The organism is Rhodococcus tibetensis, assembly GCF_024438035.1.
Classification (GTDB): domain Bacteria; phylum Actinomycetota; class Actinomycetes; order Mycobacteriales; family Mycobacteriaceae; genus Rhodococcus_F; species Rhodococcus_F tibetensis.
This window is the reverse complement of record NZ_JANFQF010000033.1, coordinates 24,011-43,406: the sequence shown is the minus strand read 5'-3', so window position 1 is coordinate 43,406 and position 19,396 is coordinate 24,011. Positions and strand designations below refer to the sequence as shown.

At 64.6% G+C, this 19,396-nt stretch carries 19 protein-coding genes, 1 tRNA gene and 2 pseudogenes; 14 read left to right on the top strand and 8 right to left on the bottom strand.

Annotated features, from left to right (window positions below):
- The 5 genes and pseudogenes from NOF53_RS26225 to NOF53_RS26205 form a co-directional block, all read right to left on the bottom strand.
- Positions 1 to 282, bottom strand: a pseudogene (locus NOF53_RS26225) (acyl-CoA dehydrogenase); the annotation flags it as partial.
- A 22-nt stretch (positions 283 to 304) separates the two neighbouring features.
- Positions 305 to 1,114 (bottom strand): SDR family oxidoreductase, encoded by an 810-nt coding sequence (locus NOF53_RS26220; protein ID WP_255974401.1) that lies wholly within the window; start codon positions 1,112 to 1,114, stop codon positions 305 to 307.
- A 118-nt stretch (positions 1,115 to 1,232) separates the two neighbouring features.
- Positions 1,233 to 1,928, bottom strand: coding sequence for a TetR/AcrR family transcriptional regulator (locus tag NOF53_RS26215; protein ID WP_255974399.1), 696 nt, complete (start codon positions 1,926 to 1,928; stop codon positions 1,233 to 1,235).
- A gap of 44 nt (positions 1,929 to 1,972) precedes the next feature.
- The gene (locus NOF53_RS26210; protein WP_255974397.1) at positions 1,973 to 2,734 is read right to left on the bottom strand and encodes an SDR family NAD(P)-dependent oxidoreductase; all 762 of its coding nucleotides are present in this window, start codon (positions 2,732 to 2,734) and stop codon (positions 1,973 to 1,975) included.
- A 38-nt stretch (positions 2,735 to 2,772) separates the two neighbouring features.
- On the bottom strand, positions 2,773 to 3,918 hold the full coding sequence (locus NOF53_RS26205) for an acyl-CoA dehydrogenase family protein (protein WP_255974395.1): 1,146 nt from the start codon (positions 3,916 to 3,918) through the stop codon (positions 2,773 to 2,775).
- A gap of 141 nt (positions 3,919 to 4,059) precedes the next feature.
- On the opposite strand from NOF53_RS26205, the gene NOF53_RS26200 reads away from it, so the two are divergent.
- The 13 genes and pseudogenes from NOF53_RS26200 to NOF53_RS26140 all read left to right on the top strand — a co-directional run bounded on the left by NOF53_RS26200 (position 4,060) and on the right by NOF53_RS26140 (position 15,289).
- The gene (locus NOF53_RS26200; protein ID WP_255974393.1) at positions 4,060 to 4,659 is read left to right on the top strand and encodes a TetR/AcrR family transcriptional regulator; all 600 of its coding nucleotides are present in this window, start codon (positions 4,060 to 4,062) and stop codon (positions 4,657 to 4,659) included.
- Positions 4,660 to 4,736: 77 nt separating this feature from the next.
- Positions 4,737 to 6,060: pseudogene (locus tag NOF53_RS26195) on the top strand (HNH endonuclease signature motif containing protein).
- Positions 6,061 to 6,157: 97 nt separating this feature from the next.
- Complete coding sequence (locus NOF53_RS26190) at positions 6,158 to 6,499, top strand: hypothetical protein (protein ID WP_255974391.1); 342 nt, start codon at positions 6,158 to 6,160, stop codon at positions 6,497 to 6,499.
- Positions 6,496 to 7,086 carry a DUF3558 domain-containing protein gene (locus tag NOF53_RS26185; protein WP_255974389.1) on the top strand — a complete coding sequence of 197 codons (591 nt, stop codon included), beginning with the start codon at positions 6,496 to 6,498 and terminating at the stop codon, positions 7,084 to 7,086. Before NOF53_RS26190 ends, NOF53_RS26185 begins: the two co-directional genes overlap by 4 nt.
- A 3-nt stretch (positions 7,087 to 7,089) precedes the next feature.
- A complete protein-coding gene (locus tag NOF53_RS26180; protein ID WP_255974387.1) occupies positions 7,090 to 8,439 on the top strand; it encodes a hypothetical protein in 1,350 nt (449 codons plus the stop codon).
- On the top strand, positions 8,436 to 9,197 hold the full coding sequence (locus NOF53_RS26175) for an ESX secretion-associated protein EspG (RefSeq protein ID WP_255974385.1): 762 nt from the start codon (positions 8,436 to 8,438) through the stop codon (positions 9,195 to 9,197). Before NOF53_RS26180 ends, NOF53_RS26175 begins: the two co-directional genes overlap by 4 nt.
- Positions 9,198 to 9,213: 16 nt before the next feature.
- Positions 9,214 to 9,687, top strand: coding sequence for a DUF309 domain-containing protein (locus NOF53_RS26170; RefSeq protein WP_255974383.1), 474 nt, complete (start codon positions 9,214 to 9,216; stop codon positions 9,685 to 9,687).
- Positions 9,687 to 10,325, top strand: a complete 639-nt coding sequence (locus NOF53_RS26165; RefSeq protein WP_255974381.1) for an LON peptidase substrate-binding domain-containing protein — start codon at positions 9,687 to 9,689, stop codon at positions 10,323 to 10,325. The genes NOF53_RS26170 and NOF53_RS26165 overlap by 1 nt, the downstream gene beginning before the upstream one ends.
- Positions 10,326 to 10,386: 61 nt before the next feature.
- Positions 10,387 to 10,463: transfer RNA gene (locus tag NOF53_RS26160), tRNA-Met, on the top strand.
- Between the two features lie 115 nt (positions 10,464 to 10,578).
- The gene (locus NOF53_RS26155; RefSeq protein ID WP_255974379.1) at positions 10,579 to 11,796 is read left to right on the top strand and encodes a cytochrome P450; all 1,218 of its coding nucleotides are present in this window, start codon (positions 10,579 to 10,581) and stop codon (positions 11,794 to 11,796) included.
- A gap of 84 nt (positions 11,797 to 11,880) precedes the next feature.
- Positions 11,881 to 13,494, top strand: a complete 1,614-nt coding sequence (locus NOF53_RS26150) for a phytoene desaturase family protein (RefSeq protein ID WP_255974376.1) — start codon at positions 11,881 to 11,883, stop codon at positions 13,492 to 13,494.
- A gap of 88 nt (positions 13,495 to 13,582) precedes the next feature.
- On the top strand, positions 13,583 to 14,422 hold the full coding sequence (locus NOF53_RS26145) for an alpha/beta hydrolase (RefSeq protein WP_255974374.1): 840 nt from the start codon (positions 13,583 to 13,585) through the stop codon (positions 14,420 to 14,422).
- Between the two features lie 63 nt (positions 14,423 to 14,485).
- The gene (locus tag NOF53_RS26140; RefSeq protein WP_255974371.1) at positions 14,486 to 15,289 is read left to right on the top strand and encodes a transglutaminase-like domain-containing protein; all 804 of its coding nucleotides are present in this window, start codon (positions 14,486 to 14,488) and stop codon (positions 15,287 to 15,289) included.
- A 3-nt stretch (positions 15,290 to 15,292) separates the two neighbouring features.
- On the opposite strand, the gene NOF53_RS26135 is transcribed toward NOF53_RS26140, so the two are convergent.
- Positions 15,293 to 15,673 (bottom strand): MarR family winged helix-turn-helix transcriptional regulator, encoded by a 381-nt coding sequence (locus NOF53_RS26135; RefSeq protein WP_255974369.1) that lies wholly within the window; start codon positions 15,671 to 15,673, stop codon positions 15,293 to 15,295.
- A 63-nt stretch (positions 15,674 to 15,736) separates the two neighbouring features.
- On the opposite strand from NOF53_RS26135, the gene NOF53_RS26130 reads away from it, so the two are divergent.
- Positions 15,737 to 17,230: an MFS transporter gene (locus tag NOF53_RS26130; RefSeq protein WP_308213876.1), complete on the top strand. Its 1,494-nt coding sequence runs from the start codon at positions 15,737 to 15,739 to the stop codon at positions 17,228 to 17,230.
- Between the two features lie 110 nt (positions 17,231 to 17,340).
- On the opposite strand, the gene NOF53_RS26125 is transcribed toward NOF53_RS26130, so the two are convergent.
- The gene (locus tag NOF53_RS26125; protein WP_374212679.1) at positions 17,341 to 17,862 is read right to left on the bottom strand and encodes a gluconokinase; all 522 of its coding nucleotides are present in this window, start codon (positions 17,860 to 17,862) and stop codon (positions 17,341 to 17,343) included.
- An 11-nt stretch (positions 17,863 to 17,873) separates the two neighbouring features.
- A complete protein-coding gene (locus tag NOF53_RS26120; RefSeq protein WP_255974364.1) occupies positions 17,874 to 19,268 on the bottom strand; it encodes a GntP family permease in 1,395 nt (464 codons plus the stop codon).
- Positions 19,269 to 19,396 lie beyond the last annotated feature (128 nt).

Sequence of the window (19,396 nt, the reverse complement as noted above, 5' to 3'; positions counted from 1 at the left end):
CGAGGCGATATGGCTGCGGCCCATGATCTCCGCCAACGGGGCGTACTCGAGGTTCGTCAGGCCCGGCCCCCACTCCGGGTGCGGATGAAACAGATTCCACAAACCCCGGCTACGCGCCTGCGTCTTCAGCTCCTCGAGGATCGGCGGCTGAAAATGCGGATCGCCCGATTCGCGCATCTGCTCCTCGTACATCGCCTCCGCCGGATAGACGTGCGAGTCCATGAACTCCAGCAGATCGCTCTGATACTTCTTCGCGCGGTCGGATACGTCGAACACAGACATGCGAACTCCTCGTGGAGGTAGGTCAGGAAGACTGGGCGAGCAGTGCAGCCTGGTAGCGGCGCATTCCACGGATCCATCGGTCGTAGTCGGCGCCCTTGTGTCGGTACATCTCCAGCACCTCGGGATGCGGAAGGATCAGGAACTGCTCCGCTTCGACTGCGGCGAGAGCACATTCGGCAACCTCCGCCGGTTCGAGCACCGTTCCGGCGCTGGTGACTGCACGTGCGGCCGTGGCCGACAGCGCAGCGTCGTCCGTCAACAGCTTTGTGTTGACACCCATCGGGCAGAGGCAACTGACGCGCACCCCTTGGTCGCCGTAGGTGACGGACAGCCATTCGGCGAAGCCGACGGCGGCATGTTTGGTCACCGAATAGGGCGCCGATCCGATCTGCGTCAGGAGTCCGGCCGCCGAGGCCGTACTGACGAAATACCCTTCGCCGCGCTCAACCCAACCGGGTACCAGCAGACGCGCGGCCCGGATGTGCGCGCGAAGGTTGACGTCCAGTGCGAGGTCCCACACCGACTCGTCGGATTCGAGGTTGCTGCCTGCCGCGACGCCCGCGTTGGCGAAGTAGAGATCGACGGGACCGAATTCGCTCTCCGCTGCGGAGATGAGCGACTCGATCTGTGCCGTGTCGGATGCGTCGGCTCCGACCGCGATGGCGGCGCCCGGGCTGGTGGCGGTGATCCGATCGGCGACGGACTGCGCCGAGGCGTCGTCGAGGTCGGACACGACTACGCGCGCGCCTTCCGCGGCCAGCCGCTCCGCCAATGCACCACCGATTCCGCCGCCGCCACCGGTGACGATGGCAACCTTCTGCGCGATCTGCACGATCTTCCTCCCTCGGGGACACGAGCGTGAGCCCCAGTCTTCCACAGAACATAACTGAATCCGGTGTCGAATTCAGATCGCGGGGACTGGCGCTGTCGTCACCGAAAATTGACGGTGTTCAGTCGCGATCGGGGAAGCGGAGGCCGTTAGCCCAGATTCGGGTGGTGGTGAAGACGACGTCGTCGAATTCGATCGGGGTACCGCCCGAGCCGTGCTCATTCGCCACGAATGCGCTGTAGGCCAGGCGGCTTACCATCCCCGACAGCGCCCGCGACGCCAGCATCGGATCCAACTTTTTGTCCGCGATTCCCCGCGCCTGCAGCTCGGCGATGCCCCGGGCGTTGCGGACGATGAAGGCGTCGGCCCGATGCCGGCGCAAATCCGCGAACGCCGGGTCGATGTGGGCTACCTGCTCGAGAAGTCCCATCAGCTTGGCATTGCGACGGTACGCCTCGAGGTACGCGCGGTTACTCGCCTCGAGCACCGCGTACGGATCGTCGGCGTCCTGTACCCGCTTCATCCCCGGATGCATCATGTCTTCCTGCGCCGCCTCCAGGACAGCGGCAAACACCTGCTCCTTGTTATCGAAGTAGGTGTAAAAGGACCCGGTCGAGCACTGCGCTTCCTTGGTGATGTCGGTGAGCCGGGCGTCGAGGTAACCCGACCGCTCGAACACCGTGCGCGCCGCCGCCACCAGAGCCGCACGAGTACGTGCACCCCGGGGGGTCGCGGGCGGCTCCCGCAGCAGAGAGGTGGCCGCCATCGACGGGGCGGGATGATCGTCCCAGTCTTCGTGGGCGGTGCGCGTGGTCATTTCCTACTTATACGCCAGCCTGCCGACGCCACCCAATTCGACGCTCAGGTGATGGTGATACCGCCGTCCACCGCGATCGTCTGTCCCGTGACGTACCCGGCAGCGTCCGACGCCAGCCACACGACTGTCGCAGCCAGCTCCTGTGGGTCACCGAGCCGACCCAGCACCAGCCGGGGGCGCATCGATTCCAGGTACCCGTCCTGGTACTGGTCCGTCATCTCCGTCTCGAAGAAGCCGGGTGCGATCGCGTTGACGCGAATCCCCTTCCGGGCACCCCACTGCTGCGCGAGGTCGCGGGTCAGACCGATCACCCCGGCCTTGCTGGCGGCGTACGCGGCCTGCGGCAGTCCGGCGGTGGTCAACCCGAGCACGCTCGCAATGTTGACGATGGCACTGCCCGGCTTCATCACCTTGCCCGCCGCCTGGGCCGCCCAATAGGAGCCGTTGAGGTTGATGTCGACGACCTGCCGGAACTGCTCCGGAGTCTCCCGCGTCGCGGGGACAGCCGTACCGACGCCTGCGTTGTTGACGAGCACGTCCACGCGGCCGAACTTCTCCATGGCCGCGTCGATCATGTTCTGCGCCTGAGCCGGGTCGGCGATGTCCGTCGCGACGCACAACGCCTGACGTCCCGCCGCCCGCACCAGATCGGCGGTCTGCTCCAGACGGTCGGCGCGGCGCGCTGCCAGCACCACGTCGGCACCGGCCTCCGCCGCGGCCTGCGCGAATGCCACCCCCAGGCCCGACGACGCACCGGTCACGACGACCACCCGGTCGGTCAAGTTGAACTTGTCGAGAACGGACATACGAAGCGACTCCTTTGTCGTCGGGCTGGGGTACGGGCTCAGAGGCCGAGATCGCGGCCGATCAGTTCCTTCATGATCTCGTTGGAACCGGCCCAGATTTTGGTGACACGCGCATCCATCCACGCACGGGCGGCGCGGTACTCCGTCATGAAGCCGTAGCCACCGTGGAGCTGCACGCAGTGATCGAGAACCTCGTTCTGCACCTGCGCAGTCCACCACTTCGCCTTGGCCGCGTCCACGGCAGTGAGCTCACCGGAGGCATGGGCGGCGACACAGTTGTCGACGAATGCCTGGGTCACCTCGACGCGCGTCACGAGGTCCGCGAGGAGGAACTTGTTCCACTGCAATGAACCGATGGGCTGACCGAACGCTTTACGCTCCTTGGCGTACTGGATCGTCTCCTCCAGAATCGGCGCTGCGTGCGCGATGTTGGAGACGGCGGCGCCGACGCGTTCCTGCGGAAGCATTTCCATCATGTGGATGAAGCCGCGGTCGATCTCGCCGATGATGTTGGCGGACGGCACCCGGACGTTCTCGAAGAACAGTTCAGCGGTGTCGGACTCGTGCTGGCCGACCTTGTCGAGCTTGCGTCCGCGCTCGAAGCCCGCCATGCCGGTCTCGACAGCGAACAGCGTGATGCCCTTGGACTTCTTCTCCGGGCTGGTGCGAGCCGCGACGATCACCAGGTCGGCGTTGTAGCCGTTGGTGATGAACGTCTTGGAGCCGTTGATGATCCAGTCGTCACCGTCCTTGACCGCCATGGTCTTCAGTGCGGCGAGGTCGGAACCTCCGGAGGGCTCGGTCATCCCGATTGCGGTGAGCAGCTCGCCGGTGCAGAACTTCGGCAGCCAGCGCTGCTTCTGCTCATCGGTGGTGAGCTGCACGAGGTAAGGCGCGACGACGTCGGCGTGGATCCCGAAGCTCGACGACACAGCCGCACTCGCGCGCGAGAGCTCCTCGGCGAGAACAGCGTTGAACCGGTAGTCGCCCGCTTCGCTACCACCGTAAGCCTCGGGCACCTCGAGTCCCAGGAAGCCGTTGCGGCCGGCCTCGAGCCAAATCTCGCGGTCGATGAAGCGCTGCTCGATGAGCTTGTCCGCCACCGGCATGATGTTGCGGTTCACGAACTCGCGCGCCGACTCGCGGAAAGCCTCGTGATCGGGGCCGTACAGGGTGCGTCGCATGACCAATCCTTCTGGGTTCGAACTCTTGACTGTGTTCACGCTTCGGGCATGTAAGCGTCTGCTTATTTTCTAAGCGCTTGCTTATACTGATACTGCGGCGCGGTATTGTCAACAGCCGCGAAGCCGAGGATGGAGAAAGTCATGAGCGAATCACCGAGCCAGGTGATCAGCCCCTCCAAGGCTGCGGCGCGCATCCGCGCTGCTGCTGTCGACGCCTTCGCCGCCAACGGCTACAGCGGAACCACCACACGTGAGATCGCCGCCCGACTCGACATGAGCCCGGCCGCCATGTACCCGCACTACCGCTCCAAGGAAGAGCTGCTCTTCGCGATCAGCTACGAGGGGCACACCGCAGCCCTCGACGTCGTGGCCGCTGCAGACCTGCCGGACGAGCTGCCGTCGGTCCGACTGAAGGCGCTGATCGCAGCCTTCGCCAGTTGGCAGGCCACCCGTCACGCCCAGGCCCGTGTAGTCCAGTACGAACTCAATGCACTCACCCCCGGGCACTACCGCGACGTCGTCAAGCTTCGACGCGACATCACTCGCATCGTTCGGACAGTCGTCGATGCAGGCGCCGCCTCCGGAGAGTTCACCGTTCCGGACGGCGAAGGCGTCACGCTCGCCCTCATGTCTCTGTGCGTCGATATCTGCCGATGGTTTCCGGCCGGCGCCTACACCGAACCCCACGTGGTAGCCGAACTCTACGCAGACCTCGCCATGCGCATGGTGGGTGCGGGCTGACTCTTGCTCTCGCCACATGGAACCGGTAATATCGAACGTAAGTTCGATTCGGGGGAATCGGGGTTGGGGGGCTTTCGGTGGATTCAGCAGCAGTGTCTACATTTCTGGCCGCGTTGCCGGAACTGGACAGAGATATCGATGATGCCGCGCGGATCGATGTCCTTCGCACGTTCGAACAATTGAAGGCCGCGTGCGCGGGGGCACAGGCCCGGGTGACGGCCGACCTCTATGCCTCCATCCGCACGTCCCGCGCCGATCAGGGAGTGCCCAGAAATCAGCAAGGACGAGGTCGGCAACCAGGTTGCCCTTGCGCGGCGCGACTCACCCTTTCGCGGTGGACGCCATCTCGGCATGGCAACCGCCCTGGTCCACGAAATGCCTCGCACCCTGAGACTGCTCGAGCAAGGCATCCTGAGCGAGTGGCGGGCCACCATTCTCGTCCGCGAAACCGCTTGCCTCACCCGGGAGGATCGCACTGCCCTCGACTTCCTGTTATGTGCCGATCCCTCGACGCTCGAAGGTTTCGGTGACCAAGCAGTGTGCGCCAAGGTCCGGGCGGCTGCCGCGCGGATCGATGCGGAGGCGGTAGTTCGTCGAGCACGGAAGGCCGTGTCGGATCGTCGGGTCACCTCACGACCGGCACCGGACACCATGGCCTATGTCAGCGCCCTCCTCCCGGTAGCGCAGGGAGTTGCCGTGCATGCCACTCTCGCTCGCGACGCCGACTCGATTCTGGCCGCGGGCGATGCGCGGACCAGGTCGCAGATCATGGCGGATCTCCTCGTGTCCCGAATCACCGGTAGCAGTACAGCTGCCGAACAGCCCGCCATCACGGTGAACCTGGTGATCTCCGACCAAGCACTTCTCGGCGGTGGGTGCGAACCCGCTTACGTGCAGGGGTACGGACCAATCCCCGCGGCGCTTGCCCGGCAATGGGTTTCGGAGGCCGCCAGCGCCGAGTCCGAGCCAGGAGCGTCGTTGCGGCGGGTGTACGCCAACCCGCAGTCGGGGGCGTTGACCGCCACGGAGTCGAAGGCACGGTGCTTCCCGACCGGGCTGGCCAGGCTGATCGATCTTCGCGACAAAACCTGCCGGACGCCCTGGTGTGACGCGCCGATACGACACCACGACCACATCAAGTCCCGGCAGGCCGGAGGTCCCACCACCGCACACAACGGTGCCGGACTCTGCGCTGCGTGCAACTACGCCAAACAGGGGGTCGGGTGGAACGCCAGCGCGCACCAGCCACCCGGCAAGGCGCACGAAATCGAAATCCGTACACCCACCGGACACCGGTACCGGACAACGGCGCCCCCACTTCCCAGACCCTTACCGATCGACGGAACCGAGGTCACCTCACCGCTCGAGCGCCTCCTCATCCACTACCTTCACGCGGCGTGAAGGTCAGCCAAATTTACAATCCGACCCCCACCCACGCGTGAGGTAGCATCACCGCACGCGACCGTGGGGGTCCAGTCGAGCAGCGGGGGGATGGGGAATGAGCAACACACTGCGTCTGGAAGATGACGCGATCGAAAGATGTGTGGGTATCTGCAACGCAATGGTTGAGCAGGTAGACCAGGCGATCAAGAATGCCGACCAACTGAGGTATGTCTCGGGTTTCGGTGGTTTCAACTCAGCCAGGGAACTCCAGAGTCGATACGACCAGAAGTTCAATGGTGGCGCCGGTTCCGGCTCGGTGCGCGAACGCCTGAGGGAGTTTCGCGATGTCATCATCACGATGCGTGACACGTTTACAGCGGGGGGTGAAGCGTTCGCCGAAACGGACAGCGCGATCAGCCTCGCACTCGCGGGTATTCAAACAGGAGCGGACCAATGATGCGAAATGCACTCTGCGGGGCCGCGGCCGTTGCCGTCCTGCTCGGGGGATGCAGCACTCAACCCGCGAACAGCGATTCTGATCCGGTCGATTTACCCACCTCAACGGCGCGGGTGCCCCGGCACGTAGATCAGTCCAGCAGACCGCAGGTCATCTTCGATCCCTGTCTGGATATTCCAGACACCGCACTAGCCGAGGCGGGCTACAACCCGGCAAGCGAGAAGAACGCTGACTTCAAAGGCGGAAGCTATACCTTCCTCGGATGTAGTTACGACAGCTATCACAGGCCGGAGGGTTTCTACTATGGCACAAATATTCTTTCAGGAAATATCACCTTTGCCGAGGAAGAAGAGAAAAAACGTGGCCACGCCGCACCCATCGATATCAATGGCCGTAGAGCGCTTCTAATTTTCGACAATACGATAACTGATTATTGCGAACTCAGCATCGAAACATCCTACGGCGTACTCGGTTTCACGCGGAGCATCTTTTCGGATCACGCAGGCTCGACACCCGAATCCGAGTGGTGCACCGGCCTCGAGGACACCGCCCGCATCTTTGAGCCGTTTATCCCGAAGGGGGACTGACCGATGCCACCCCAGGATCCACTCGCTCCCCTCTTCGATACTCTTCTGCCGTCGGGCCCGGGCGCTGACCGCCGCACAAAACTGCAGCATTCTGCGGAACAGCTCGGGTCGGGCGAGATCGATCCTCCGTACATCACCACGATGGAGAGCTTCGAGGGGTGGCAGCACGCGGAGATGTACGCAAAGACGCGTGAAATGAGTCCTGAAGATATCAGTGGGCTCGCCCAGGCTTGCCACGCCATCGTCGGCTCACTGCCGATTGGGTTCGGTTTCGCGCTCCTCAAGAGCACGATTGCCGAGAAGTGGGAGGGTGCAGCCGCCGACGCCGCACTCGCTGCGACTGAGACCTTGGCCGGCGCGAGCGACAAACTCACTGCGGGTTTGCAGGCGATAGGGGTGAAACTCGACATTTTGAGTAGCACCGCACAGGACGTGAAGAACTCGATCCCGGCACCGACGTCGGCCCTGCCCCTCAGTCTCCTCCCACTGGCACCAACTGCGGCGGCGGCGCAAGAGGAGGCACGGGAGGCTGCGCGCGAAGAAGCTGTTCGTAAGCTCCAGAACATCTATGTTCCCAACTATCAGGACGTGGGCACTAACGTGCCCGTTCTGCCCGCACCCCACACCCCATCAGACGCAGCAAATGACGGTGTACGGGTACTGGGCGTGGACGGTGCAGGTTCCCCGAGTTCGAGCGACCAGTCTCGGTTGAACGGTGACGGAGCCTTCGGGCCCGGTGGCAGTGACTCTTCCGCAAACGGTGATACCGCGACGGATGGGCAACAACCCGCCGTGGACGACCCGGCGGCTACGTCCGCCGCCAATGCCGAGAATGGCGGTCAGGGCGCCGGCAGTGGGTCCGGGTCAGCAGGTAGTGCAGCCCCGACCACTGCCGCGAACAGCCAGAACGCCGGCGCGGCTGGTTCGGGCGTAGGGGGTGCCGCAGTTTCCGGTGGTGGATACGGCGCGGGTTCGCGGTCGGGCGGCTCCGGCTCCGGCTCGGGTGGCGTCGGCGGCGGTTCGACCGGTTCAAGCAACCGCAAACGTAATGATAAACGAGACAACGAATCTCACGGTAGCTCAGTGGTTCCGGGTAGCCCCATTCCGCCTGGTGGTGCTGCTGCAGGAGCTGGGGCGGCCGCCGCAGCAGCGGCCGCGACACCGGTGAAACCGAGCATGAGCCGACCCGGAATGGGCATGGGCCCAGGGATGATGGGTGCGCCCGGGCGGGCCGGTGGCAACGGCGATGGTGACACCGAACACCAAACCCCCAGCTACCTCATCAACGTCGACAACGGCAACGAACTGATCGGCAAACTCGATCCCGTAGCCCCACCGGTCATCGGCGCATGAACTCGCGGCTGACCTCTGCACAGTTTATGTCTCTTTGGGAGGCAACGGATCTCGATCGCATGCCGTATCCGCTGCTGTACCGCTCCGCGGCCGCGACCGCGGACGGGTACACCCGCCAGCAGCGCGAACTGGAAGAGTGGCGGATCGCTCTCGACGACCCGGAACTCGGCGCAGCGATACAGGTCCTCCGGAACCCCAGTGTGTCGGTCACCGTGTTCGCCCCCGCCGCCGACCCCGACTCCGGGGTGCGGCGGAGGGGCAGCATCCGCGGTCGAGTCGCGGTCGTCGCCGAACAGTTGAGCGGTGGCCCCGGGCGTGGAGACATTCGACTCGACATGAACACGGCCACCGACAGCGGAAACGTCGAATGGCTCATCACTCGGATGCTGCACGATCTCCCCGACTGCACACCTGGACGAACCCCATCACTGAGCGCACACTCCGACGACCTCGAAAACGGCGGTATCCGCTCGTCGGTGCTCCAGGCTGCCCAGGCTTCGGACGGCGCATTACTGAGGCGACTCGTCACTCGACCTCGGACGGGAATCGGATACATCTGCGTCCGAGGGCCGCGCCGTGAGCTCGATGAGCCGGTTCTCGACGAACTGACGTGGATCGACGTGGAAGCCGACGGACGCTACCTCTACCACCAGGATCACCGCGTACATCTGCGCTCGGCGACGGATCACACCGTCCGCGAGGAGCTCGGGAAACGTCTTGGCGCTGCCCTGGCCGAGCCTTCGCCGAGTCGGCGCTGAGCGTTACTCTGGTCGCATGGCCGATCGGGACAGGGACGGAACGGGCAAGCCCGCCAATGCGCGCCCCCGCGACGAACTCGGCCGCCCCCTGCCGCACGACGCTGAAGGTGTCCCCCGAATACCGGATGACCTCCGGCTACCGCCCGACGAGTCGATCACCGAAGCGCAACGCCTACTGGACCACGGTATGCCTTTCCACGCCCATGAAATTTTCGAGGGCACGTGGAAAATCGCCCCCGAGGACGAGCGGGAGCTGTGGCAAGGGCTCGCCCAACTCGCTGTGGGCCTCACGCATCTGATGCGCGGCAACAAGACCGGCGCCCGATCACTCCTGCGTCAAGGCCACGACCGGATCCGGCACTACGAGGTAGAGGCACCGCACGGCCTCGATATCTCAGGGCTGCTGACGTGGTCCGAACACCTCACCGATGAGATCGATCGCGTCGACCCGCTCCCGGCGGCGCCCGTCCCCCGATTGCGAATCCCCTGATGCCACTGCTCCCCATGTTCCCGCTGGGATCGGCGATGCTGCCCGGTCAGCAGATCCCGTTGCACGTCTTCGAACCGCGGTACCAGGAATTGGTTCGTGACTGCCTCGCCTCACCCGACGGTCCCCGCTTCGGTGTCGTTCTCATTGCCCGCGGCCATGAGGTGGGTGGCGGTGACGTCCGCCACGACGTCGGGACCATCGCCCGCATCGAATCCCACGCCGCCGTCGGCGACGGGCGATACGAGTTGTTCTGCCGCACCGAAGACCGGATCAAGGTGTCGAAGTGGCTGCCCGACAATCCGTATCCCATCGCCGAGGTCGATCTGTGGCCCGACGAGAACAACGGCACACAAACAGCCGACTACGAATTCCCAGCCCTCGTCGAGCGACTCGAGTTCCTGTACGGCCTGCTGCGCCGGTTGGCGACCGCCACCGACAACGTCCCACCCGATGTTCCCGTGGTCAGCGGTTTCCGGGGCGAACTGGGTGCGCGGCTCTACGAGATTGCCACCTACATTCCGATGGGCGATGCCGATCGCCTCGAGATCCTTGCCGCCGCCGGCGCCGACGAACGCACCAGGGTGGTGTCCGAGGCTATCGAGAACGCTATCGAAATGGTGCAGTTCCGGCTGATGTGATCCACCCCTCCTCGAGGGTGGTCAGGAGCAGTCCCGAGAGCGTGTAGAGTAGTCAATGCAACGCGGGGTGGAGCAGCTCGGTAGCTCGCTGGGCTCATAACCCAGAGGTCGCAGGTTCAAATCCTGTCCCCGCTACCACGGAAAACGGCTTCGGAGATTTTGATCTCCGGGGCCGTTTTTTCATGCGTGCGGCCATCCTGCCACTTCCTCGTCAACTGGAACGTATTCTCGATGAGGAGCCTCAGGAGGGACCATGCAGCTCGAAGACGTGGACCTTTACGACCCCGGAACTTATGTGAACGCGATACCTCACGAGATGTTCGCCGCACTCCGCCGGGAAGCTCCGATCTATCGACACTATGACGACAGAGGCGAACCGTTCTGGTGCGTCACCCGCCACGCAGACATCGTGGCGGTGAACCGGGACGCCACCACCTACTCGTCGTGGCGAGGCGCCACCTATATCGACGACCTCGATCCCGCGGACCTGGCCGGCCAGCAGTTGATGATGCTGAATATGGACCCGCCAGACCACACGGCGTTACGCAAGATCGTCAGCAAAGGCTTCACACCGCGGCGGATCGGCGAACTGCACGACATACTCGCGCGCCGGGCCACCACGATCGTCGATGCAGTGATCGAGCGGGGCGAATGCGACTTCGTCGTCGACGTGGCGTCCGAACTGCCCCTTCAGGCGATCGCCGACTTCTTGGGCGTGCCGCAGGAGGATCGCAAGCTCATCTTCGACCTGACCAACCAGATGATCGGTTCCAGCGACCCCGAGTTCCACGGCGAGGAAGGTCAGGAGCGCGACGCCGCCACTCAGATGTTCGCCTACAGCCAGTCGATGTTCGAGGATCGTCAGCGCCACCCCCGCGACGACATCGCGACGGCCCTGATCAAGGCCGACGTCCACGGTGAGAAGCTGAGCGAACTCGATTTCAACATGTTCTTCATGCTGCTCGCGGTCGCGGGCAACGAGACCACCCGCAACGCCATCTCGCACACGCAGTTGGCGCTGATGGAGCATCCCGACGAGCGCCGGAAGGTACTGGGCGACCCGGCCAAGCTCGACTCCCTCATCGAGGAGGGCTTGCGCTGGGCCACACCGGTCATGCAGTTCCGGCGCACCGCGACCACTGACACTGTTCTGAGTGGTGTGGACATTGCCGAGGGTGATCGCGTGGTGATCTGGCACATGTCCGGCAATCGCGACGAATCAGTGTTCGACGACCCCTATATGTTCGACATCGACCGGACCCCCAACCACCACGTTGCATTCGGCGGTGGCGGACACCATTTCTGTCTGGGCGCCAATCTCGCTCGGGCGGAGATGAAGGTGATGCTGGCGGAGATCTTGCGTCGCATGCCGGACATGGAGCAGACCGAACCGGCCCAGCGACTGCGCTCCAACTTCATCAACGGCCTGAAACACCTGCCCGTGCAGTTCACACCGGCGACCGCTTCGTGACCCGATCACCGCGAAATTGCCTCCCAGTCATAGCGATTCGGTGGGCAGGCTGCGCCCTACCGGGTTTTCTGCCACTCTGAGGGAGTGAACAACGTCGACGCAGTGGTCATCGGATCCGGTCCCAACGGCCTCGTCGCGGCTGCGACGCTGGCGGACGCAGGGTGGGATGTGGCAGTTGTCGAGGCACAGCCCACGGCCGGTGGTGCCGTGCGGTCCGCGGAGCTCGTGCCCGGGTACTGTTCCGACCTGTTCAGCGCCTTCTATCCGCTCTCTGCGGTATCCCCCGCGATCCGCGGGCTCGATCTCGAAGCACACGGCCTGCGGTGGAGTTACGCCCCCAAAGCGCTCGGTCACGCCCGATCGGCCGACGACGAGGACGCGCCCGTCATCCATCCTGATCCGGCAGACACGGCCGCGGATCTCGAGCGCCGGCAGCCGGGTGACGGGGACGCGTGGATGCAGCTGATCGAGCAATGGCACGACATCAAGGAACCGTTGATCAACACCTTGTTCAGCCCGTTCCCGCCCGTGCGGGGCCCGAGTCGTCTGCTGCGGCAACTCGGCACTGCGGACACTCTCCGACTGGCTCGGTTCCTCCTTCTTCCTGCCCGGCGGATGGCTCACGAGCTGTTCCAAAGCGAGGCGGCGCGCGTACTGCTGCTCGGCAACGCGATGCACGCCGACGTACCGCCCGACTCCGCAGGCAGCGGCGTCATGGGTTACCTCCTGACGATGCTCGCCCAGGACCACGGTTACCCCGTGCCGATGGGTGGGGCGGGCGAGCTGACAGCCGCCATGGTGCGGCGGGGAGAACGCGCCGGAGCGCAGTACCACTACAACGACGCGGTCACGGCCATCGACGTGCGCGCCGGCCGCGCCGTCGGCGTGCGCACCGCGTCGGGTGCACATTTCCTCGCGCGACGGGCCGTGGTCGCCGACGTCTCGGCACCAGCCCTTTACGGCTCGCTGCTCCCGGAGACCGCCGTCTCCTCCCGACTTCGCGACGACCTCCGCCACTTCGAATGGGACACACCGGTTGTCAAGGTGAATTACGCGCTGTCGCAGAAGATTCCGTGGCGTTCCGCAAGCCTGTCCGGTGCCGGCACCGTCCATCTCGGGGCAGATGACGACGGACTCGTGCATTGGATGGCCGATCTGACCACCGGAATCGTCCCCGAAACTCCCTTCCTGCTCTTCGGCCAAATGACCACGTCCGATCCGACGAGGTCACCAGAGGGCACCGAAAGTGCATGGGCATACACGCATCTTCCGCGCGGCGTCGGCGACGACGTGTCCGCCGAACTGCTGGCACAGCGGGTGGACGATGTACTCGAGGCGCACGCGCCAGGGTTCAAGGACATTGTCGTCGGGCGCGTCGTCCAGCGCCCCTCCGATCTGGAGGCGTCCAATGCCAACCTCGTCGGCGGCGCCGTGAATGGTGGAACTGCACAACTTCACCAGCAGCTGGTGTTCCGGCCCGGACCGGGCAACGCCCGCGCGGAGACGCCGATCAGCGGTCTGTACCTGGGCAGTTCCTCCGCACACCCGGGCGGCGGCGTCCACGGCGTGTGCGGGCTGAATGCCGCCCACGCCGCGCTGAGTGCGGACGGGCCGCGCGGTTGGCTGCGCCGGCGCACCTCCACCAGTGTCATCGACCTCTTGTCGAAGGGCCCGAAAGGAAAACCCTTCGGGAAATGATCTCCGCGCGTCCCCTGATTCCCCCCTTGCCGGGCCCCCTCACCGTGCAATGATCTGAGTCGTCGAACTCGGACAACGAAGGGGCATCATGCAACATCGAGAATCATCCTTCGCCGGTGTCGGCGGAGTCCCCATCGCCTACGACGTGTGGCTCCCGGACCGTCGCCCGCGCGGCGTGCTGGTCCTCTGCCACGGGTTCGGCGAGCATGCCCGCCGGTACGACCACGTGATCGAACGGCTCGGTGAGCTCGACCTCGCGATCTATACCCCCGATCATCGTGGGCACGGAAGGTCGGGCGGGAAGCGAGTTCACCTGCGGGATTGGACCGAGTTCACCGACGACCTGCACCAGCTGTTCGGTATCGCATCCACCGACTGGCCCGGCACCGACCGGTTCCTACTCGGCCACAGCATGGGAGGTGCCATCGCCCTGTCCTACGCGCTCGATCACCAGCAGGACCTGAAGGCTCTGATGCTGTCGGGGCCCGCAGTCGACATCACCAGCGGAACGCCGCGGGTGGTCGTCGAGATCGGCAAGCTGGTGGGTCGTTTCCTTCCCGGGCTCCCGATGGAGTCACTCGACGCGAAACTCATTTCCCGCAATCCGGCTGTCGTAGCCGCCTACGAGGATGATCCGCTGGTGCATCACGGCAAGGTTCCGGCCGGCATCGCCCGCGGCATGATCGTCACCGCCGAAAAATTACCCGAACGGCTGCCCTCGTTGACCATCCCACTCCTGCTCCAGCACGGACGGGAGGACGGACTCGCCAGTGTCCGCGGTACCGAGTTGATCGCCGAGTACGCCGGATCTCCGGACCTGACGGTCGAGATTTACGAGAACCTCTACCACGAGGTGTATAACGAACCCGAGAATGAAGAGGTCCTCGACGACCTCGTCAATTGGTTGCGTCCCCGCGTTCAGAACTGACCGCGCGCACCTCCGCGGCGGGGGTGCGCTGCACACCTGTGCGTGGAATGTCAGGATTGCCTGATGAAACGTCACGTCTCTGCCACTCTCGACATCGAGGTCACCGACTCCACCAGTCTCGAGTTCAAGATTGCGGTGGCACGGAATCCGGCATCGGAACTGTCGGAGTCACTGACGTTCACACTCGACGGCGACCGGGTCGAGGCACGAGAGATATTGGCAGAACACGGCACCCGTGTACACCTGCTCGATGTCGCGCCGGGCTCCCTGCACGTCGAGTACTCGGCTTCAGTTGCCGGCAAGGGCGATCCGCCGCCGGTTACGGACTACGACATCTCGAAGTACCTGCGGCCCAGCCGATACGCCGAGGCAGACAAGTTCTTCGGTTTCACCGGCGGCGAGTTCAACCTGTCCAAGCCGAAGGCCGAACTCGTCCACGACATCACGAGCTGGGTCGGTTCACGATTGCTGTACCAAGGTGGCTCGAGCAGATCCACCGACAGCGCGGTAGACACCATGCTCTCCGGTGCGGGCGTATGCCGCGACTTCGCACACCTCACTGTGGCGCTTCTGCGCGCCGTCACCATTCCGGCCCGCCTCGTGGCGGTGTACGCACCGGGGTGTGATCCGATGGATTTCCATGCCGTGGTCGAGGCGTTCGTCGACGAGCAATGGCGGGTGGTCGACGCAACGCAACTCGCCCCACGCGAGGCTCTGATGCGGATCGCGACGGGTCGCGACGCAGCCGACACAGCGTTTCTCGACAACCACGGCGGGGCCATGACACTCGAAAACACGGTCGTGACCGCAGTAGTAGACGGCGAATTCCCGTCCGACGACTACCTCACTCCGACGTCGCTGACCTGACGGTCACGTTGCGTCCGAGAGCTTTTCGTTGAGTACGGCCAACTGGATCTTCTTTGCGTCGGCGTGCACTTGACGCCCGTGTTCGGTGACGTCCACGAATACGCCCCTCCGGTCGGCTTCACACAAGGCACGGGCCACGAGGCCGGCTTTCTCGAGTCGGGCCACGCTCCGGGACAACGCGCTGGGGCTGAGGTACATCTCTGCGGCCAGGTCCTGCATCCGCGGCCGGTCGCACGTGGCGTCCATGAGACGGTCGAGTGTCTCGAAGTCACTCATGCTCAAGCTGTGAGCGTGTTGCATCTCACGGTCCAGCTCGCACGCTATGTCGTTGTACCTGCTGGCGAGCAGCCTCCACGTGTCGCGCAGGTCTGCATTCGATCCCATGTCGGCATCCTAGCCCGCAGGTGAATTAGATGCAAAGGAATTAAATGCACTCGGAATTAGTGCTTGCGCATTGATTGCATGTGCATCTACATTCCCTCTGTGACTATCAGTGAGACCACCCCGAACCTCACCACCTCGCCGGGTGTCACCACCCCGTCGACCGATCAGGCCTGGACTCCCCGCCTCTGGGGCATCCTCGCCGTGCTGTGCCTCGTGATGTTTCTCGACGGTCTGGACGTGTCGATGGTGGGCGTCGCGCTGCCCTCCATCGGCACCGAACTAGGACTGTCGACCACCTCGCTGCAATGGATCATCAACGGCTATGTCCTGGGATTCGGCGGTCTACTGCTGCTCGGTGGCCGCACCGCCGACCTGCTCGGGCGGCGTCGGGTATTCCTGATCGCGCTCACCGTGTTCGCCATCGCGTCCCTGGTCGGCGGCCTCGTCGACAACGGCACGCTGCTCATCGCCAGCCGCTTCGTCAAGGGACTGGCCGCGGCCTTCACCGCACCGACCGCGATGTCGATCCTCACGACCACGTTCAAGGAGGGCCCGGCGCGTAACCGCGCGTTGTCGATCTTCTCGGTGTTCGGAGCCAGCGGCTACTCGTCCGGACTTATCCTGGGCGGACTCCTGACCAGCGCCGGGTGGCGTTGGACGTTCCTGATGCCCGTGCCGTTCGCAGTTCTGGCCCTCGTGGCAGGCACCATCCTGATTCCGCGCGACCGGGCCGCCGACACCGGCGGGCACGACGTGGTCGGAGCAGCGACGCTGGTGTCCGGGATGTTGCTCACCGTGTACACCGTCGTGTCGGCACCGGCACGCGGATGGTCGGAGCCGCTCACCCTGGGCTCTTTCGCATTGGCCGCGGCTCTTCTCGCGTCGTTCTTCGTGGTGGAGCAGCGGGTGGCGCATCCACTCGTGCGGCTGAGCATTCTGCGGGTGGGAACGATCGTGCGGGCCAACCTCAGCATCGTCGCGCTGTTCGGTTCCTACCTGAGCTTCCAGTTCATGATGACGATCTTCCTGCAGTCGGTACTGGGCTGGTCGCCGCTGCAGATGGCACTGGGCCTGCTCCCCGCCGGTGTGATCGTGGCATTCGGCTCGCCGTTCGTCGGACGGCTCATCGATGCGTTCGGCACGGCGCGCATGATCATCGCCGCGCTGACCTCGCTGAGCCTGGGGTACCTGTGGTTCCTCTTCGCCGGTAGCGACGAGCCGAACTACGTCGTCGCCATCCTGCCCAGTGTGATTCTGCTGGGAGTCGGGTTCGCCTTCGGATTCACCTCCATCATGGCCCAGGCCACCTCGGGAGTCGACGACTCCGAGCAGGGCCTGGCGTCGGGACTGGTGCAGACATCTGCACAGGTGGGTGCCGCGCTTGTCCTGGCACTCACGACTGCGCTGGTCACCGCCGGCTCACATACCGCGACCAGCATCAGCGGTGCCGGGTTCCACCAGTTCCACTCCGGTCTGGTGCTGGTCACCGGGGTCGCGCTGGCCGGCCTTCTGGTCACCGTCTCGCCGTTGCTTCGCCGAGTGATCAACCCCTCGTAGCAGGGGCAGGGGCGGCGTTCGGCTCAGGCCGAACGCCGCCTCGACTGCGACAGTGCCCGGGCACATCGCGTCGACGAGTAACCTCGCCCCCGGTTATCCGCACCGAAGGTTCAGTTCTCCAATCGGCGCTCCAGCTGCGCGATGATTTCGGTGGCCACCTCGGTGGGCGAACCGCCCACGTCGACGACGATCGCATTCTCGTCCGGTTCGATCGGCTCGAGCGTCGAGATCTGCGTGTCGAGAAGAGAGGCGGGCATGAAGTGGTCCAGCCGGGTGGTCAATCGCTGCCCGATCTGTTCTCTGGATCCGGCGAGATGGACGAACACGACTTGACCGCCGCGCAGCACGTCGCGATAACTGCGCTTGAGGGCCGAGCACGTGATGATTCCCGGTAGCCCCTTCTCTGTGTGGTCCGTGATCCATGCCGCGATCAGGTCGAGCCACGGCCACCGGTCCTCGTCGGTCAACGGCTGCCCGGACGCCATCTTCGCGACATTCGCCGGCGGATGCAGTGCGTCACCCTCCTGCAGGTCCCATCCCATGGCACCGGCGATGATGCCGGCCACCGTCGACTTCCCAGACCCTGACACTCCCATCAGAACCAGTACCGGTGTCTTGTCTTCACGCATCATTGGTCTGCTCCTCAGATGAACGCGCTCAGCGCGAGGACACCGGCCAGGCCGGTCACGGAGATGATGCATTCCATCACCGTCCACGTCTTCAAGTTCTGGACCACCGACACTCCCAGGTATTCCTTGACGAGCCAGAAACCGGCGTCGTTGACATGGGAAAGGAACAGCGACCCCGAGCCGATCGCGAGAACCATCAAGGACACGTGCGTGGATGTCAGTTCGGCGGCGACCGGCGCGAGAATTCCGGAAGCGGTGACGGTCGCGACAGTGGCCGAGCCGGTGGCGACGCGGATCAACACCGCGACCAGCCAGGCGAGGAAGAGCACGGGAAGGGCGCTGCCCTTGATGGCTTCTGCAATCACGTCGGCGATACCCGTGTCGATGAGAACCTGCTTGAACCCGCCGCCCGCTCCGACGATGAGGAGGATTCCCGCGATCGGCGGCAATGAACTCTCCAGCGACGACGCGATCGCCTTGCGGTCCATACCGCCGCCGCGGCCGAGCAGTGCCATGCCGGCGAGCACGGCCAGCCCGAGGGCGACGACCGGTGTTCCGAGGAAGTCGAGGAGCGCCTTGGCGGTTGCCTCGGAGTCGGGTGCGACGACGTCGGCGATGGCCTTGCCCAGCATCAGAACGACGGGGAGCAAGATGGCAGCGAGTGTGGCCGCGAAACCGGGACGTTGGCGCTCGGCGGCGGCCTCGGCACCCTCGAGGTCCTCGGTGGTGACATACAGCTCGGGTACCGGCACGTCCACCCAGCGCGCTGCCAGCTTGCTGAACAGCGGACCGGCGACGATGACGGTGGGAATGGCCACGACCACACCGAGCGCGAGGGTGAGACCCAGATTCGCGTTGAGAGCCGACACCGCGACGAGCGGTCCGGGGTGCGGCGGGACGAGTCCGTGCATGGCCGATAGACCTGCGAGGGTGGGAATGGCGATGCGCATCAACGACAAGCCTGAACGTCGAGCCACCAGGATGATCACCGGCATCAGCAGCACGAGGCCGATCTCGAAGAACATCGGCAATCCGATGACCGCACCGACCAGGGCCATCATCCAGGGAAGTGTGCGGGGCCCCGAACGTCCGACGAGCGTGTCGACTACCCGGTCCGCACCCCCGGAGTCGGCGAGCAACTTCCCGAACATCGCACCGAACCCGATGAGGATGCCGACGCTTCCCATCGTGGCGCCGAAGCCTTCCACGAAGGATTTCACCGAGTCCGTGGCACCGAGACCCGCAGCGATACCCACACCGACGGCGCCGATCGACAACGACAGAAAGGGGTGCAGCTTGAGCCAGGTGATCATCGCGATGATGACGGCGACGCCGACGACGGCGGCCGTGATCAAGCGCGCGTCATGACCGGCGCTGTCGGCGGCGGCGAGTAGTGAAGCGGTACCCATCTGTTGCTCCCGGGTTATCGGTGGTGGACTCGACCCATGTCCGTGACGCCCGTCACTTTGCCCTATAAATCATACGATTACAAGATGTATATCGCTTAAGTAGTACTTAGCATCCGATATGGGCGTCA